The sequence below is a fragment of the Providencia sp. Je.9.19 genome, from assembly GCF_051129765.1.
In the GTDB taxonomy this organism is placed as follows: domain Bacteria; phylum Pseudomonadota; class Gammaproteobacteria; order Enterobacterales; family Enterobacteriaceae; genus Providencia.
In genome coordinates this window covers 1-17,431 of sequence record NZ_JBCPSS010000014.1, presented here as the reverse complement: position 1 = coordinate 17,431, position 17,431 = coordinate 1, and the positions used below count along the sequence as shown (strand labels likewise).

The window sequence follows — 17,431 nt, the reverse complement described above, 5'->3', positions numbered from 1 at the left end:
TCTCTTTAGAGACAATGATAAGCAGCCGAAAGGCGAAAGAATAAGTGGAGCGGTAGTTCAGTTGGTTAGAATACCTGCCTGTCACGCAGGGGGTCGCGGGTTCGAGTCCCGTCCGTTCCGCCACTTATAAGAAACCCCGTAATGAAAATTACGGGGTTTTTTTATATCTATCAATAATCATCATTGTAATTCTATAAATTATTCCTTTTCAGCTAATTCCATCTTATTCACTTAGGTTATTAGAATGAAATAGTTAATTTCTTATTTAACTATTTAAATAAAAACTCGGCTTAGTTAATATAGTAAATGATCTTATCCAATCTAAGGATAGTAAGCAAAGCACATTTTATTAGTGTTGTATTAGATTATATTCAGTTGTGTAATTAGTTCTATGAATGATTGTACAGAATATAAAGTAGTGAGTAACAGCTTACTTATACTGTGGTACGACGTTATTATTAATTTTGTTTTAGATTGTATGCTGTTGTGTTAGATATACTATTAAATTAGTTATATGAATGATTGTGCGAAATATAAAGTAGTGAGTAACAGCTCACTTTTGTTGTGGCACGGTGTTATTGTTAGTCTTATTTTAGATTGTATTAAATCGTGTTAGATATACTATTAAATTAGTTATACGAATGATTGTACGAAATATAAAGTAGTGAGTAACAGCTCACTTTTGTTGAGGCACAGGGTTATTATTGGTCTTATTTTAGGCTGTATTAAGCTTTTTTGGGCTGTAAATTAATTTAGCGAATGGTTGTATAGAATGTAAGGCCGTGAGTGATAACACTTATTTAGTATGTTAGGCGCTATTTTTAAGTTTATTTAAGGTTAGATTAAATAGTATTGAAATGAGGGGGAGCTTGTAGTACTTATTTCGGAAAATTTAACTACATAATGAGTCGTGAGATATTAAATATAATTAATACTATTTTTAGTATCATTTTTATTTAAAGGACTGATATAAGCTATAACCTGCTATAGAGCCTGCAACATCGTAGGCAAAGTCGTGCCAACTCCAACCCATTCCTTCTGGCCGACTATCATAAAATTCTTTTGCTGCTCCTAATGATAAAGAAAATAAGATACCGAATTGCGCTGCATCTCTATGTGACATGTTTTGCCTATCTGCATATGCATTACCTGCAGCGGCCATAGCTGTAGAAAAAGCAAAATGTTGTGCTTTATCTTTACCGGTCCAATTATCATTTGACCAATGAAATCCAGTACACCCCGTGAGCACAGAAATGAAAGAGAACATAATTAAAGGATTTGAGCGGTTAATTAGCATTTTGGTATCACTAACTTGTCGTGAATTAGGGGGAAAACGCCACAGAAGTGACGTTTTGGCGTTAATTTATAAAATACGGCTTATGAGACGGTCAACACGTATTCTTCGTAATCGACGAATAAGTTTTTTCACTTTGACTGGATAGCTTTGAATATTGTCTAGCTCACGGTAATGACCAACAACTTTGGTATGAGTGCGAATACATTCCAATTCATGGCTACGTTGTTCTTGTAGCTCTTGTTTGGGGTCATGTAGCAGGATTGCATTTTCAAGATCTAAGCCCCATGCTCGAGGATTTAGATTATTACCGGTGATCAATTGCCAGCTATCATCGACCCACATACCCTTGAGGTGGTAGGTATTATCGCTATCTTTCCATAGTCTTACTGTGAGCTGTTTTGAGTCAACAAAACGCTGTAATCGACTGATAAATTTACGTAAATTTATTTCATATAGATAAGGTAGCGCACCAATTATTTTAAATGGTTCTTCTGGCGGGATATAAAAGTCATTGGCCGTTTTATCCCCAATAATAATTTCTACTTGCTTACCTTCACGTAGTAACCGACTTATAATTCTAACAAGTACCGCGGGAAGATTAAAATAGGGTGTACAAATAGTCAGTTTATTGGTCGTTGAACTCATTAAATGAGTTATCACGCGATTTAAATCATTCTTTTTACCAAGTCCGACAAATGGAGTTACTGCAAATTCATCATTAGATGCATTACCTAGAAATTGGTAAGACTCATCTTTTAATGATAGGCGGAATTGTTTAATTAAATGCTTAAATTCTGCAGTTTTCGGTCGTGTGGCCGTATTTAGTAAGTGAATGGCATTTGATTCTAACAGCGTGTTGTCAATATATTGCTTCATCGTGGCTGTTAATTGGCCATTTTTGATAATTTGGTATCTGTCATAGCGGTATTTTTCATGACGATGCAGATATACATCATTAATACTTGCGCCGCTGTAGAGCAGAGTATCGTCAAACAAAAAACCTTTAAGATGGAGAACACCTAATGCTTCACGAGTATTTACCGGAATACCAAAAATAGGAATCTCTACACTAGGGTAGCTTTGCGCGACTTCATAATACCAGTCAGCATTGGTTAAATTTGCCGCAGCACCAATTCGACCACGTTGAGCGCGGTGCCAATCAACTAGGATTTTAATCTCTAGGGATGGATTAGCTTGCTTAGCTGCATATAAAGCATGAAGTATGTCTTTACCTGCATCATCTTTTTCTAAATACAGAGCCGTAATGTAGATGGTTTTTTGTGCTTGAGAGATTAGCTCAAGCAGAGCATCACGAAAATCTTCTGTTTTATATAGCGTTCTAACATCAGCAATGGATTGAGACAATTTAGGTAAATTTGCCAAATATTGTTGATGTTTTGCTTGTTTTAATTTTGACAACATCACAGTTTGAATTTTCTCTTATTAGTCCAATAGCAAATCGCTTTGCACAAATATTTTAGCGAATGATCTACGGATGATAGCATATTTAGCCAAGTCGTTAGGAATAAATTGAATACCTGTTTAATCAATATACAAATTTACCCTAATGCATTTTTAAAGATGGAGTGTAAGGTTAACAATGCCATCTTCAAATTGAACCTCAATATTAAATCCTAGTTTTTTAGCTAAACTTATCATATTACGATTCTCAGGCATGGTAATTGCTGTCAGTTTTTTAATACCATGAGCGCGAGTGTAATTTAATAGCTTTTGCATTAGCTGATAACCTAATGTTTGCCCTTTCATATCTGATCTGACGAGAACCGCAAATTCAGCCTCTTGATTGTCAGGATCGGCCATTGCTCGTGTCACACCAATAATTTCAGGTATCGTATTTTGATTTTTAACAGCAACAAATGCCATTTCACGGTCATAATCGATTTGTGTCATATTAGCGAGATCGTCATGGGTAAATTCGCTAATTTCACTGAAATATCGGTAATACAGATCTTCCTTTGTGACGCGTTCAATAAATGATTTTAAAAGTGGCTCATCTTCAGGAAGAATTGGACGTAGCAGGCAGGTTAAGTCATCTTTTAACTGGATTGTTTCTTCTAACTCACTTGGATAGGGGCGAATGGCTAATCGGGATGTTGCTGTGCCACTCGTTTCGCTTAATGTCATTGACACATCGAGTAAAGTGAACTCGTCCCCAGCGGCGAGTAACGGGTGTATATCTAAACGAGATATATTAGGGCAGTCGATAATAAGGTTGGATACACGTACTAATAAACTGGCTAGACCTGGAATATTTAGTGGTTCGAGTGCGCTTCGAGCTTTGATTTTATAGCCTTTAATCGCATTTATCACGAGATATCTGGCTAAGGCTAGATTTAATGGAGGTAAAGCTACAGCAGCTTGGCTTTCTTGTTGCCACTCGATACCACCTTCGCCTAGCATGATCAATGGACCGAAAACAGGATCTAATTCAACTGCAATCCTTAGTTCTTGAGCACCCGCTCGGTTGGCCATGCTTTGAACTAATAATCCTTCAATTCGTGCATTTGGATAATTAACAGAAACACGTTCGATTATTGCTTTAGCGGCTTCTTCGACCTCTTTTGCATTACGTAGATATAGCATAACGCCTTGAACTTCTGATTTATGCATAATATCAGGAGAGCGTAATTTTAATGCGACGGGATAACCGATTTTTTCCGCAATATCAATGGCTTCTTGGCTAGAGTGAGCAATCCAAGTGGGTAGGCTATTTAGGCCATAAGCTTTCAAAATGGGTTGAACTTCATGAGTATCTAAATGCAAATTATTATTTTGCAAGGCTTGCTGAATATACTCATGAGCTTGTTGAGTATTGGCTGTAATACCAATAGGAAGCGCAGGTGTTTCTTTGAGTTGTTTTTGGTTACGACGATATTCCACCATATGCATATAAGCGGTGATAGCACCTTCTGGGGTTCGATAGGTTGGAATACCTGCTTCACTAAATAAGCGTCGCGATTCTTGGGATGAATATTCACCGCACCAGTTAGTTAAAATCGTTAGCCATTTACCTCTAGGATGCTGTTTTATGGCTTTTATTATTTTTTCAGCCATGACTTTACTTTCAGTAATTGCGCTTGGGGTATGTATGAGGAGTAGCGCATCATGGTCATGACTATCAAGCATTTTATTCAAGACACTGATGTACCTCTCAACCGTCGAATCATCTCCGAGATCAATAGGATTGTGCGTTGATAAATCTAGAGGTAATAATGCACTGAGCTCATTTTCAGTTTCAGGGCTGAGTTTAGCTAATTTTCCATTACGTTGCAGAAGTTCATCTAGTGCCATTGCCGCAGGTGCTGAGCCGTTACTCATGATAGATAATCGCTCACCTCTGAGTGGTGTCATATAGCTGAGAGTTTCTACGGCAGAAAACATTTCATGGGTATCTTGTACTCGCAGTAATCCTGCCCGTTGAATTGCTGCGTCATAGGCGGCATCAAGACTTGGTTTTTCGCCAAGTAACTCTTGCGCTTTTCGGGTTCTACCACTTTTGACTACTAATATTGGTTTATTACGTGAGGCGCTGCGTGATGATGATAGAAAGCGTCGAGCGTCACTTATATTTTCAAGGTAGAGCAAAATAGCACTGGTTTTACTGTCGCGAGCGAGATAATCAAGTAAATCATCGATATCAATGTCGATGCTATCGCCTAAAGCAATAAAATATGAAAAGCCAATATCACGATGCCTTGCCCAGTCAAGAACCGTATTAGAAACCGCTGCTGATTGAGAAATAAATGCGAGTTTACCTTTTAGAATCGGTATTGGTGAGAAACTGGCATTTAACCCCTGCCATGGCGCTAGAAAACCGAGGCTATTTGGGCCAAGTAGCCTAATTTGGTATTGTTGAGCAATTTTTTTTAGTTCATTGAATTGAATTGAGGGTGAAGACAGAATAATAACGACATTACAGCCCGCTTCACCTAGCTGACGTAAACAATCTATATTTCTTGAGTAATGGGTACAAATAACCGCGAGGTCGGGTTTTAGTGGGAGTTTATCAATCGAAGGATAAGCTAGAACGCCAAGGACTGAATTTCTGCTTGGATTTACGGGAAGAATCGGACCTTTGAAGCCACTACCTAACAGGTTTCTCATCATAACTGAGCCTGCACGATTAGGGTTTTCAGAGGCACCAATAACAACGATTGATTTTGGTCTGAACAAAGATTCTAACTGACTCACTAAACCCATGGCAGATAACCTTTTACTTTGATGAGCGGGGGCTCGCTCAATGAATATCTTTATTGATACGATATCGATCTAACGACATTTTGTATCAATAATATGCCTCATCTTTTAGATTACGCTAGTTTAGACTGTGACTTTAACTGAATTATATAAGCATGTTCACGTTTTATGATGAAGGTTATCTGAAATTTATCACTTTTGACCTCACTAAAGAAATGAAGGCTGATCCAAAAGGATATTATCGAAAGGTTAAATTGTTATGGAATAATTATTGGGTCGTTTTAGCTAAAATTTGCTGTGCAATAGGGTGAGATGGTTTTCCTTCAAGATACTTATGTCTAAATAAGTTGAAGTGAGTAAATAGTTGCTTAGATGCATCCATATCTCCGGCAAGTTCAAGTACAGTTGCTGCAATTTCAGCGGTGCAATGCTGCTCTTCTCTTGAAGGCGTTCGCAGTAGATAATCGGTTCTTGCTTTGGTATTGATGGATAATAGGGGAATATTATCTAAGTAAGGACTTTTTCTAAACATTTTACTGGCCTCAGGCCAAGTACCGTCTAATAAAATAAATAGCGCGGGTTTGTTTGAAATATTGGGTTGATTGACGACAATACGCTGACTTTGAGCATAGCTTTCGGGAAATATAAGGTAAGGCTGTCTTGTTGTATCTTGTAAGATAGACAATAACTGTGTGTCAGGATCTGTTCGTGACCATTGAAATGCAAGTGTATTCGGTAAAATATCGGCGATAAGTTTACCTGTATTACTGGGCTTAAATACTTCTCCATCAAACATAATGAGGCAAAATTGGCTTTTTGCATTCATTGGTACTGTTTGTGCGCAAAAACATTGTCGAATGGGTAATAAGCAATATTGGCAGCGCTTTACCCGGCAACCCCTAGCCTTGAAAGGTTTAGTTGAAAGGGCAAGACGTTTTTGACGTAAGTGATAAACTGCATTTTGAGTCATGGGAGTAAGGTATGTGAGCCGCTATAAAACAAGGCGTGTATTGTACGTAAAACGCTTTGTATACGATAGAAGTATATTCAATATCTTTTCGGTGAGATAATAGCCTTTATAGTGAGATAATCGTGTGAATTGGTGGCGCAGTCTTGAAACATCATGTAATCTTCGCGCCAAAGCTCAGTAGGGGATAGTGATGAACGACTCGAATGATTTTAGCGGTAAAAACGGCAAAGTAAAAGTGATGTATGTCCGCAGTGAAGGGCAGGATGACAATAAAGGTAGCGATAAGCGCCAAAATGATAATAAGCATCGTGGTGGCCGTGATGACCGTGGCGACAGAAGAGGCTCTGATAATAGAAGCGGTGGACGTAATGAACGTTCAGGCCGCTCAGGACGTTCAGATAGCGATAGAGATAGCGCTCCTCGCGAACGTTCCCCGTGGCGTACAATTTCTCGACCAGATAGTGAAGAGTTAATTAATGACCACGGTGGCATTTCAGGTAAAAGCCTGATTGATCCGGAGCAATTACGTAAACAACGTCAGGAAGAAACGCGCATTTACGGTGAGAACGCTTGCCAAGCGATGTTTAAAAACCGTCCAGATGCGATTGTTCGTGCATGGTTTTTGAAGTCTGTCACTCCGCGTTTTCGTGATGCGTTGAAGTGGATGGCTGCAAATCGTAAAGCATATCATGTGGTTGATGATGAAGAGTTAGAAAAAGCATCAGGTACAGAGCATCATGGTGGCGTTTGTTTTATTATTAAAAAACGCGGCGGTATGGATGTCGAGACCTATTTACAAGAAGCAACTGACAAAGATTGCGTATTAGCACTGGAAGATGTGGGAAATCCACATAACCTTGGCGGGATCATGCGTAGTTGTGCACATTTTGGTGTGCAGGGTGTGATTTTACAGGATGCGGGCATGTTGGAGTCTGGTGCTGCGATCCGTACTGCTGAAGGTGGCGCTGAACATATTAAGGCGATTGATGCTGATGGTTTTACTTCAACATTAACTAAGTTCCGTGATGCAGGTTACACCATCGTAACCACTTCAAGCCATAAAGGTAGCCAAGACATTGCGAAAGCACAGTTACCGGCCAAAATGGTGCTGGTGTTAGGTCAAGAAAGCGATGGCCTAAGTGATAGCGCATGGGATGAAGGTGATATGAGCGTATATATTGGTGGTACAGGTAAAGTTGAAAGTCTCAACGTTTCTGTAGCGACGGGTGTTATGCTAGCTCAATGGTGGCAGCAAAATAAAACCAAGTAAGCAAATATAAAATTATCAACTTCGATAAACCATACATGAAAAGCTAAATCAGCTAATTAATGTATGGTTTTTTTATTATTAATCCCTGTACTGACCTCGGCTATTTCTTTTTTAATTTATTGTACTTCTATTATAGAACAGTCACCTATAAATAAGTGTGTGGTGACTAAAAATAATGCTCTAGTTATTGATGAAAAGTCTTAATTATTTAAAGTAAGGTTTTATTTTTATTTTACTAAATGCTGATGTTTTTTTTGTTAATTAGTTTGTAGCGATTGTTTCTTAGTATGTCTCCTTCTTATTTAATATGTTTAAAATTTGAATAATTGTATCGAAAAGCAAGATAAATATAGCGTTGAGTGTTTATAAAGTAGCTTGCTTTGATCTTATGTCGTTAGATTTATCTAGTTAATTACCTGTGAGTAGTTAATTTATCTTAATTTTCATTTTGAAATAATGTTTTTGGGATGCTGTTCAAATATTTATTTTTATAAAAAATAGATTATCTCCATGATTTTATTTTTTGATTCTTAATTAATGTTATTAATTTAAATATAACTAAGGTATTGGAATGAACAAAAAGATAGCGTCGAATTTACGTTGTAGTTCAAAAAATAATCACTCTATAAAAAAATATTTTATCAATAAACATAGATTTCAACTTTCTGTTGTTGCTTCTGCATTACTTTTTTCTGGATATGCCATTTCTTATTCAGAAATGGGGCAACTTGGTGATAAACAAAGTTGGGAAAGCCAAGAATATCAGAAAGACTGGGGACTTTCTGCCATGAATGCATCTAGTGCTTATGCCCTTGGTTATCATGGGCAAGGTGCAAAAATCGGTGTAATGGATTCAGGAGCTTTGTTATCTCATCAGGAGCTGAGTGGTTCCCGTTTTCATGCAGTTAAGGCAAAAGGAGAATATGGCACAACGGGTATGCGCTATCCCCAAGAAATGGGTGGGCATTATGAAAAAGGCCAGCTTTTTGATGTTGATGGTAATTGGATAAAAGGTGTTAATGACACTCATGGCACGCACGTAACGGGTACTGTCGGCGCTAATCGTGATGGTGACGGTATGCATGGGGTTGCTTGGGGATCTGATATTTATCTAGGTAATACCGGTGCAACAGATAGCAATAACTATGGCCCGTATCAGGATTATCAATATTTTTATACGGGTTGGAAAGCAATGGTTGATGCAGGCGCTCAGGTAATTAATAACAGCTGGGGGACTAACCCTCGCATTATTAATACTATTCCAACTAAAGGTCCTGATGGCGGTAATACCACCGTACATATGCCTGTGGATACGACGGCACAAACAGAATATGAATATTTTTATTTCAAAAAAGTTTATGGTGACAAGCCTTCATTTGTCGATGCAGCTTTTGATGCAGTGAAAGGGACGAATGTGGTTCAAGTTTTCACAACAGGTAACCGTGATTTTGCTAACCCATATTATCGTCCTTTATATCCTTATTTTAATCCAGAGGCTGAAAACCATTGGATTGCAGTGGCGGGACTTAAACAAACTGCGGATAAATCAGGCTATCAATTAGAAAAAGTATTTAATGAAGCAGGTAATGCAAAATGGTGGACGGTTGTTGCTCCGGGTCGGAATATTTACTCTACCGTTGTTGATGAAGAAGGAAACCCAGGTTGGGATACTTTTAGTGGTACCTCAATGGCCGCGCCGCACGTTACAGGTGCTATGGGTGTTCTGATGTCTCGCTATCAAGCCATGAATGCAATGCAAGTGCGTGACTTGATGTTTACAACGGCGAACCGCTATAACCCAGATGGTTCTTTATATGATAGTTGGACATCAGCAGAAGGGACACCTGACATTCGCTATGGCTGGGGAACACCCGATTTAGAGAAAGGGATGTATGGGCCTGGCCAATTTTTAGGGAAATTTGAATATCAGCTTGATGCCGTCCCGTTAGATGTTTGGACTAATGATATTTCTCAAACTGCGCTAGATTTACGTAAACAAGAAGATACTGCATGGTTAGCGGCTTATAAAGATAAGGGCATCGCTGCTGGCGGCGATTACAGCTTAGGTGATGATTTTATTATTAACGATGGTAATTCAGATCCGACTTCTCATATTGTCAGTAAAGAAGATGCACAAAAATGGCGCCAAGAGTATTACCAAAAACGTGCGGATGTCATTCAAGCTAAATTAGATGCAGGCTTATATGATGGTACATTGGTGAAAAAAGGCCAAGGTACTTTAGTCATGACGGGTGATAATACTTATCGTGGTGGTACAACGGTTGAACAAGGCACTTTATATGGTTTCACTGAATCTTTTGGTTTGGAAGCGGTGAATGTGAATGGTGGTAAATTCGGTATTATCGATCGTTATAATGATGTATTTACACAAAAAGGCCAGCTAGCATCTAATGAAAGTCATAAAGCCAATATTAATATTAACGATAAAGGCACTTTTTTAGTAATGGCGGGACATAATGTTAATGTCGGTGATGTGTCATTAAATAACGGTGCTGCATTAGATGTTGGCGCTGATAATGTCGGCCAACTACGCGATGTTTATTTGAATAACAATGTTGCGACAGGTATCGTTAATGCGGATAATTTAGTTGATAACCGTATTAAAATGAAAATGGCTGCAACTGATAATAATCTAGAAACAAATAATGATTATGCGTTATTCGATAAAAATGTTTCGGTTAAAGATAATACAATTAAAGGCACTATAAGTAAGAAAGCAGATACCTCGTTATCTACATTTGCGAATAATGAAAATGGCCGTGCTATTGCTAATGCGATAGATAATAAAGGAAGTGGCGAATTATTTAATGCAGTATTACCAATGAATAAAAGCGACTTGAGTCGTACTTATCAATCACTCGGTAATGATATGTATTTAAATGCGAATAATGCAAGTGTAGTTAATGTATTGGGGTTAACTCGAACAGTAAAAGATCAAGCAATTGGTATTGGCCATGGTCGTTACGCAGCGCTAGAAAATAGTCAGGCCCGTATTTGGATGACAGGTATCGGTCAATGGGGTAATGCAGATTATGGTAATAGTAACATGGATGTGGATTTCTATGCTGGACTCGTCGGCGCAGAAATTGATGTGACTTCACAGACTAAAGCTGGGTTATTCTTTGGTGCAGGTTCAACCAAATATAAAGCGAATGAACAGGGTAAAATAGACAGTAACGATATTCACATCGGTTTATACGGTGTATCCAATATTTATGATGTTGCTTCTTTAAATTATGGTATCACTCATACTAATCAAGACCGTGATGCTAAACGTACATTATGGGTAGGACAAGCTTCGGGGAATAATTCTGTCAGTTATGATGCTAAAATTACGCAGTTATTCTTAGAAGGCGCTTACACACAATTTAATACCGATAAGTATTCAATTGAACCATATACTGGATTCAATTGGTTACGAGTATCAACAGATAATATTCATGAGCAAGTGGGGAATATGCAGTTCACTAGCAAAACGGACTCTCAAGATATTCAAGTTGGTACAGTTGGTTTACGTGGTGGTTATCCATTTACCGCAGGTAGCATAAATATGGCATTAAAAGGGGATGTTTCTGCTAGCCATATTTTTGGTGATAATCGCCCTGAGGCTAAATTGTTCCTTTCTAATTCAGGTGAAGCAACCTTGAGAGGCGGAAAATTGGATAATTTATTTGGCGTAGGTTTCGGTGTTGATGCGCAATTAAATAAATCAACGACTTTTGGTGTTTCTTACCAAGGCCAATATAATAGTGATGTCAGTTCTAGTGGTATTAATGCAACATTGAAAATTAATTTTTAATTTAGATTAAACTCATACTTTAGTTTTATTAGTGATTAAAAATGTGACCCTATATCATCGATTATCGGTTTTATAGGGTCATTTCATTTGATTAACTAATGGCCTCCGCCGCCGTCTTTTGAGCCAGCCCCAAAAGGTGGCTTCGCAAACCAAACAAGCACCATTAATAAGATGAAAACGCCTGCGGATAACCAAAATATTTCATTGGCTGATATGATTAATCCCTGATCTGTAATACTTTTTGCTATATAAGCGGCACTTTGTTGCTCATTCATACCGACCTGTGCCAATTCGTTGTACATGTGCTGAGCATTTGGATTAAATGGATTGACAAATTCAGTTAAGTTTTCGTGGTGCATTGCCTCACGTTGTGTCCATAAAGTTGTGGTGATAGATGTTCCTATTGCCCCAGCTAACGTTCGAATAAAGTTAGATAAACTGGAGGCTGACGCCATTCTTTCTGGAGGTAATCCAGATAAAGTAATGGTGGTTAATGGCATAAAGAAGCAAGCAATCGCCAAGCCTTGAACAAATTGAGGCCAAGCTGCTGCCGCAAAACTCATTCCAGGTTCAAAGGTATATGCACGCCAATAATAACAAATAGCATAGACAATAAAGCTAAATGTCACTAAATAACGCATATCAATACGATTGCCGAATCGACCAATAATCGGTGTAATTAATAACGGTAATAAACCGATAGGTGCGGAAGCGAGTCCTGCCCAAGTTGCCGTATAACCAAAGACTTGCTGCAATAATTGTGGCAGTAGGACAATGGTTCCAAAATAAAGCAGATATGCAAGACTGAGTGATAAGCAGCCTATGGTGAAATTTCGTTCTTTAAATAGTGAGAGGTCAATAACGGGGTGCTCATCTGTAAGCTCCCATACAATTAAGAATGCAATAGCTATAACAGCAACAATTGTTAGTACAATAATTTCAGTTGAGTTAAACCAATCGAGCTCTTTACCTTGGTCAAGCATGATCTGTAGCGCGCCAATACCTACGACCAGTAGAACGAGGCCAATAGTATCAATGGGTCTGATAGATATATTGGTTTCACGGCCTTTGAGTGTTTTCATAATGGCAAAAATAATAGCAACACTAAAAGGAACATTAATAAAGAATATCCATCCCCAATGGTAGTTATCACTAATATATCCACCTAAAATAGGGCCACAAATCGGGGCGACAACAATGGTCATTGACCAAAGTGCAAGTGCCATATTCCGTTTTGCTGGTGGATAATTATTGAGTAATAAGCTTTGAGACAATGGGATCAAAGGACCTGCAACTAACCCTTGTAATACACGGAATAAAATCAACATTTCTAGGCTACCGGAGATCCCGCATAGCCATGATGTTAGTGCAAATAAACCCGTTGACCATAAAAATAATCTGACTTCCCCGATCCTACGGGCGAGCCATCCCGTTATCGGTATCGATATCGCATTCGCTACACCAAATGAGGTAATAACCCATATGCCTTGCGTATTCGATGCACCCAAGTTCCCAGATATGGTTGGAATAGCAACGTTAGCTATTGTTGAATCAAGTACTTGCATGAATGTTGCGAGTGAAAGCGCAACTGTCATCCATGCAAGTTTCGATCCTGTTAGCGGTGCATTAGTCACATTGGCCTCTTTGCTTATTTGTTGCCATAGTTATTATTAATTATCTCAGTAACTATTTTGTTCGCAGGAGACATATCAATTGCTAAAGCAGATGTGTGGTAAGCGGGTGTATCACGCATACCTTTTGAAAGCACTTTGCCATCTTTATTTAAGGTATCGACAGAAACTTCTGTTGAAAGACCAATACGCAGTGGGTAGTTTTCAAGTTGTTTTTCATCTAGTGCAATACGCACTGGCAAGCGTTGAACAACTTTTATCCAGTTTCCACTTGCATTTTGAGCCGGAAGTAGAGAGAAAGCACTACCAGTTCCCATGTCTAATCCTACAACCACACCATTAAAAACGATATCTTTACCATAAAAATCAGTGGTTACTTTGGCAGGTTGTCCAATGCGCATATCTGCAAGCTGTGTTTCTTTGAAATTTGCGTCAATCCACATTCCATTAGAGGGGACGATGGCCATTAATGGCGTTGCAAGGGTGATTTGTGAACCTACTTGCACGCTGCGGCGCGAAACATAACCATCAACAGGGCTGACAATTTTAGTCCGTTGTAGGGTTAACCAGCTATTTCTTACTTGGGTAGCGGCTTGTTCGACTGCGGGTTGTTTTTCTATTGCTGTATTAAGCACAATAGCTTGATTTGCATTGAATTGTTCAATAGCAACATCAAGGGCAGCTTTAGCACTAATAACAGAATCTCTCGCGTGTTGTAGTTCTTCTTTACCAATAAGATTACTATTCCCAAGTACTTCACGACGTTTTAAATCGTTTTGTAATCGACTAAGTTCAGAGCGTTTCACATCAATATTAGCTTGATATTGTCTGCTATTAATCATGTTTTGACGTGTTTGGCGTACACTATTCGCCAGCTCAGTCTTTGCTTTATCTAATGCAATTTCGGCATCTCTTGGGTCAAGCTCAACTAATATTGTGCCACTTTTGACAAAGTCAGTGTTATCAACATTAACCGTCATTACACTACCTGATACCTGAGATTGGATTTGAACTTGGTTTCCGGCAACGTAAGCATTGTCGGTAGACTCATGGTGACGAAGAACTAAATACCAGTAAGCAGACCAGCCAATCCCAATGGCAATAAAAATAAATGTTAAGAATACTAGTGCATTTCTGCGTTGCCTTTTTTTATTCCGTTGTGGCTGTTGCGTTTCTGGCATTTCCTCGCGGACGCTCATTCTGGTAATTCTCCATGTATGGATAAGGATCACAAACGTTTCCAGCAGTTAGTGATTAACTACTGGAAACTGAGACTACAAATTATGTTTTTACTTGATGGGGTAACGTAAAGCATAAGGTAGAAGAATAATGAAATATTAGGCACTGAACAGTCTTTTTTTGTTATTGAGCCTAGATTAGGCTCAAATACATTAACCATATAAAATGAATGGTTAATCGTCGAATTAATTTTTTATGTTATCGAGCTTGTTAAGCAACTTGCGCATTAATTTACTAAGTTGTTGTTTTTCATCTACATCTAATACTGACCAAATTTCAATTAATGCTTCATGCTGAGGAGGTAATAATCCATTTAAAAATTCAGAACCTTTCTCAGTCAGGTGAAGATGCAAGCAGCGTCTATCGTTATGGCTTTCTTTGCGTTCTATCCATCCATGCTTTTCTAATTCATCAGCAATCCGTGTTGCATTGGTGCGAGAAGAACCGAGAGCCGCACTAAGCTCTGACGGTTGAATACTGCCAGTATCTTTAGTATCAAGGATCATTAAAGCCATAAATAGTGTTTCATTGATACCTTGAGATCTTAACATGTTATTACGAGAATCAAGTAGCTTGCCATGAACATGCATACTAAGACGAGTTAATAAAATTTCATTATCTGGAATTTCTTTGTTGAGTAACTTTTGTTGTTCAACACGAGCGTTTAATAGCGATTCAGTCGGTGTAAATGAACTTTCCATTATTTGGATACCTTATTAGTTTCAGTTGGTAAGATTACAACTGTCATCAACCATATAAATGGTATATTAAAAGATAAAATTAGCAATTATACTTAATTGATATCATCAATTTTATTTTGATAATGATACATCATTCATAAATATTGTGAATGTAAATTACACGTTTCAGTATAGCGTAATTAAAATAAACTGTTTTTTTCACACATATAGCGTTAAAAACTGATGAAATAGTCAGAATTTACATATCAAATAAAATCATATAAAACAATATATAATCACATTGCATTAACTTAATACCACTTTTTTTGTTACTTAAGTATTACAATGCAGATGGCATTTACTATAAGTTAAGCGAAAATACGTAGATTTAACTTGAGTATTTATTGTTTTTCATCGAAACAATAAGGTCAGTAAGTAATAATTATAGCGTCTTATTAAGGCATATCTTTTGTTTAACTGTGTCATTTGTTAACTTTTGCTAGCGAAACTATAACACTACATAATTATTTATCATTAATTGAGTTCTCAAATCATGAAAAAAATAGTTTTAAGCTGAATTTAAGTATGAGATTAAGTAGTAATATATTATGATTTTTTATGTGTGAAGTTAGGTCATAGCATCCTATCGATAGATGCTATGACCTGATCTGAATACAGTAATTTAGGTTTCATCTGAGGGGGATATGGTTGGATCAAATCGGATACCGATTGCCCAAACGACTAAACTAATGAGCGCTAAAATAATACCTGCAATGGCAACACCTTCCCAGCCACCATGTTCATAGGCATAGCCAGACAATAGTGAACCGAGTGCACCGCCAATAAAATAGCTTGTCATATAGCCAGCGGTGAGGCGATTACGTGCGTCAGGCAAAATACGGTACAAAGTACTTTGGTTGGTGACATGAACAGCTTGTACCGCAAGGTCGAGGACTAAAACACCAATAATGAAAGCGACCAGAGAGTATTTTGCGAAAGCGATAGGTATCCAAGAAAGTAATAATAAAGTAAGTCCAAGGGTTGTGAGCCATTTTCCTTTACCTTTATCGACTAAATGACCTGCTTGTGATGCCATTAATGCGCCGGCAGCACCAACTAATCCGAAAAGGCCGATTGTGCCTTCAGAATAATTAAAGGGTGGACTAGCAAGTAAAAATGCCATTGCAGTCCACAATAGGCCGAAATTAGCAAAAGAAAGGGCACCGAGTAGACCTCGTGTAACCAGAACAGGAGTGCTGCAAAATAAACGGCCAATAGAACCAATTAATTGGAAATAATTGAGATCAGTTTTTTGGTGATATCGAGGTAGTTTGACTGCAAGAACTATCATTAAGATCATCAATAATCCAAAAGCAACAAAGTAAATAGCACGCCAACCACCGACAGTTGCAACAGCTCCAGATACGGTTCTTGCCAATAATATTCCTAGCAATAACCCACTCATGATGATACCAACGGCTTTACCTCGTTGGCTTGGCTTCGCGATTGACGCCGCCATAGGGATCAAAATTTGAGCAACAACAGAAAATAATCCAGTTAATGCAGTCCCTAATAAAATCTGCCAGACATGACTAGAAAGCGCTGTAATAAGTAAGCCGATCGCAGAGAGTGAAGTCATGATTAAAATAAGGCGTTTGCGTTCAAATAGATCGCCCAAAGGTACTAAAAAAAACAAGCCCGCAGCATAGCCCAATTGCGCAGCAGTGACGATAAATCCTGCCATATTGGTTGTTAAATTAAACTGTGTAGCAATGGTTTCTAATAGCGGTTGTGCATAGTAGTTACTCGCAACGACTAGTCCCGTTGCGATTGCCATCAAGATGGTGAGGCCTTTCGTCAATTCTGTGTTCATACCCGTCATACTTCAAGTTGTAGGGGTGTTGGCTTCACTCATGATCCCAAGTCACATACTGATGTATGCTCCTTGTGACTCATTCATTTGCCGCCTACCTACAACTCGAATTATTTAGGGTATGGATACCCGTTATTTTTCAAATTGTAGGGGTGTTGGCTTCATTTATAAACCCAAGTCACATACTGATGTATGCTCCTTGTGACTCATTCATTTGCCGCCTACCTACAACTCGAATTATTTAGGGTATGGATACCCGCTATTCTTCAAATTGTAGGGGTGTTGGCTTCATTTATAAACCCAAGCCACATACTGATGTATGCTCCTTGTGACTCATTCATTTGCCGCCTACCTACAACTCGAATTATTTAGGGTATGGATACCCGTTATTTTTCAAATTGTAGGGGTGTTGGCTTCATTTATAAACCCAAGT

10 protein-coding genes and 1 tRNA gene are annotated in these 17,431 nt (G+C 38.3%); 3 read left to right on the top strand and 8 right to left on the bottom strand.

What is annotated here, in order from left to right; translation table 11 throughout:
- Nucleotides 1-46 precede the first annotated feature (46 nt).
- Nucleotides 47-123: transfer RNA gene (locus AAZR93_RS21275), tRNA-Asp, on the top strand.
- Between the two features lie 829 nt (nt 124-952).
- On the opposite strand, the gene AAZR93_RS21270 is transcribed toward AAZR93_RS21275, so the two are convergent.
- The 4 genes from AAZR93_RS21270 to AAZR93_RS21255 form a co-directional block, all read right to left on the bottom strand.
- Complete coding sequence (locus AAZR93_RS21270; RefSeq protein WP_434721002.1) at nt 953-1,297, bottom strand: YfiM family lipoprotein; 345 nt, start codon at nt 1,295-1,297, stop codon at nt 953-955.
- 66 nt (nt 1,298-1,363) lie between these two features.
- The gene (pssA, locus tag AAZR93_RS21265) at nt 1,364-2,719 is read right to left on the bottom strand and encodes a CDP-diacylglycerol--serine O-phosphatidyltransferase (RefSeq protein ID WP_434721001.1); all 1,356 of its coding nucleotides are present in this window, start codon (nt 2,717-2,719) and stop codon (nt 1,364-1,366) included.
- Nucleotides 2,720-2,872: 153 nt separating this feature from the next.
- Nucleotides 2,873-5,518: a bifunctional acetate--CoA ligase family protein/GNAT family N-acetyltransferase gene (locus AAZR93_RS21260; protein ID WP_434721000.1), complete on the bottom strand. Its 2,646-nt coding sequence runs from the start codon at nt 5,516-5,518 to the stop codon at nt 2,873-2,875.
- Between the two features lie 265 nt (nt 5,519-5,783).
- The gene (locus tag AAZR93_RS21255) at nt 5,784-6,485 is read right to left on the bottom strand and encodes a tRNA-uridine aminocarboxypropyltransferase (RefSeq protein WP_434720999.1); all 702 of its coding nucleotides are present in this window, start codon (nt 6,483-6,485) and stop codon (nt 5,784-5,786) included.
- 190 nt (nt 6,486-6,675) lie between these two features.
- On the opposite strand from AAZR93_RS21255, the gene AAZR93_RS21250 reads away from it, so the two are divergent.
- Both AAZR93_RS21250 and pta read left to right on the top strand, forming a co-directional pair.
- Nucleotides 6,676-7,755 (top strand): tRNA/rRNA methyltransferase, encoded by a 1,080-nt coding sequence (locus tag AAZR93_RS21250; RefSeq protein WP_434720998.1) that lies wholly within the window; start codon nt 6,676-6,678, stop codon nt 7,753-7,755.
- Between the two features lie 571 nt (nt 7,756-8,326).
- A complete protein-coding gene (gene pta / locus AAZR93_RS21245) occupies nt 8,327-11,575 on the top strand; it encodes an autotransporter Pta (RefSeq protein ID WP_434720997.1) in 3,249 nt (1,082 codons plus the stop codon).
- 95 nt (nt 11,576-11,670) lie between these two features.
- On the opposite strand, the gene emrB is transcribed toward pta, so the two are convergent.
- The 4 genes from emrB to AAZR93_RS21225 form a co-directional block, all read right to left on the bottom strand.
- Nucleotides 11,671-13,209, bottom strand: coding sequence for a multidrug efflux MFS transporter permease subunit EmrB (gene emrB, locus AAZR93_RS21240; RefSeq protein ID WP_434720996.1), 1,539 nt, complete (start codon nt 13,207-13,209; stop codon nt 11,671-11,673).
- Between the two features lie 14 nt (nt 13,210-13,223).
- The gene (gene emrA, locus AAZR93_RS21235) at nt 13,224-14,405 is read right to left on the bottom strand and encodes a multidrug efflux MFS transporter periplasmic adaptor subunit EmrA (protein ID WP_294105057.1); all 1,182 of its coding nucleotides are present in this window, start codon (nt 14,403-14,405) and stop codon (nt 13,224-13,226) included.
- 225 nt (nt 14,406-14,630) lie between these two features.
- Complete coding sequence (gene mprA, locus AAZR93_RS21230; protein ID WP_294105055.1) at nt 14,631-15,146, bottom strand: transcriptional repressor MprA; 516 nt, start codon at nt 15,144-15,146, stop codon at nt 14,631-14,633.
- 661 nt (nt 15,147-15,807) lie between these two features.
- On the bottom strand, nt 15,808-17,007 hold the full coding sequence (locus AAZR93_RS21225; RefSeq protein ID WP_434720995.1) for an MFS transporter: 1,200 nt from the start codon (nt 17,005-17,007) through the stop codon (nt 15,808-15,810).
- Nucleotides 17,008-17,431: the final 424 nt, after the last annotated feature.